This is a genomic window from Rhodopirellula sp. UBA1907, assembly GCF_002337565.1.
GTDB lineage: Bacteria > Planctomycetota > Planctomycetia > Pirellulales > Pirellulaceae > Rhodopirellula > Rhodopirellula europaea.
Genome location: NZ_DDGH01000096.1, coordinates 1837 through 3158, shown reverse-complemented (window position 1 = coordinate 3158; position 1322 = coordinate 1837). Strand labels below are relative to the sequence as shown.

Annotated in this window: 1 protein-coding gene; it reads left to right on the top strand. The window is 52.9% G+C overall.

Translation table 11 applies throughout. The annotated features are described in order from the left end of the window. Positions 1 to 216 precede the first annotated feature (216 nt). Positions 217 to 1293: a hypothetical protein gene (locus B2R17_RS22900; protein ID WP_286765836.1), complete on the top strand. Its 1077-nt coding sequence runs from the start codon at positions 217 to 219 to the stop codon at positions 1291 to 1293. The last annotated feature ends 29 nt before the right edge of the window (positions 1294 to 1322 follow it).

The window sequence follows — 1322 nt, the reverse complement described above, 5'->3', positions numbered from 1 at the left end:
GGCTGGAAGCCTATGCCACTTTGCCATCTCTCAATCCTGTTGTTTTTCTTGACCCCAGGACTTCACCCCACGACACTGACAGGGGATTTACACCTCAAAGGCAGGACGGAGCAGTTCATACAACATGCCCCAGTTCAAAAGACGCAGCGACTTGGTCCTTGCCTCGCGGAACTGAACACTGACTTGCAACGGCCGCTGCTGCGGCGAAGGTGAACAATGACGAAAGCTTCGTTTCGACGACTGCGGACTGGGGTAAACATTGCGGCCATCGCCATTGCAGTTCTCTCCGGTCACAGCACTTTTTCAGACGAGCCTCCGCAACCCACTGGCATACTTGGTTCGGACGAGCGGCCATCGGACATAGACCTAGCTCAAAAACATGCGGTTCACTTCCTGGAGTCTTGGGACGATTTCCCCGCAGACTTCGCCTGCTGGATGGACTCGCAAACAACTCAGATTGTAGAACGCAGAGAGGCCCCACAAGACATACACATGTCGGAAATCATCGCGGTGGGACCTGGCGACAGTGACCAAGCTTCATGGACTTATCATGGGTTCGGTGAAGTGCCTGTTCAGGAAGGCCTTTCAACCACTCGCCCGTTATGGGACCACAGACTACGCATCAATCAAAAACCCGCCATCCTATTCGTGCGCCAAGCCACGCTATCGACCCCACCAGGGGTTGCCAAATACATCATCGGTGAAGAGCCAGATCCTCCTCGAACGCACAGGGCTTGGTCCCATCCTTTCGTGCTACCTTTCGCTCGACATTCGAATTTGCTATCCGGCCGATGCTCAAAAGAGTGGTTTGCAAGCATCTTCCTGAACGAGGATCTCATTGAGAAAGTGGAGTGGGGCGATGACCGAGAAAAGCTAACGGCCTCGTACGTTTACGGAGGCGGGCGAATCCCGTTTATATGCAGGGTAACCTTTTCAAAAAATAATGATTGGCTACCCACCTTGGTAGACTACCGTCTCAAGAAAAATGGAGCTCTGGTTGCCACCATTGGAACGTCTTACGAAAAACGGAATGGCCGATGGCTGCCGAAGGTGGTCGAGCAAATGAGTGTTTCAGCGAGCGGAAAGACTCGTATTAACTCGCAGACCGAGTTGGACTGGCGGATTGCTGACGAATCTCCAGACGGTGCCCCAGACAGCGATGACGACTGGCGGTTGCACTTCTGCAAAATCTTTGAGAAAGACTGTTTGGACCCACGAATGGAAAGGCAACAAATGTTTGACTTCCTCAAACAGGTCGGCGGCGCAGACACCAAAGAAGCAAACAGGCAATAGTCGAGTGTGACATAGGCTTCCAGCCTGTG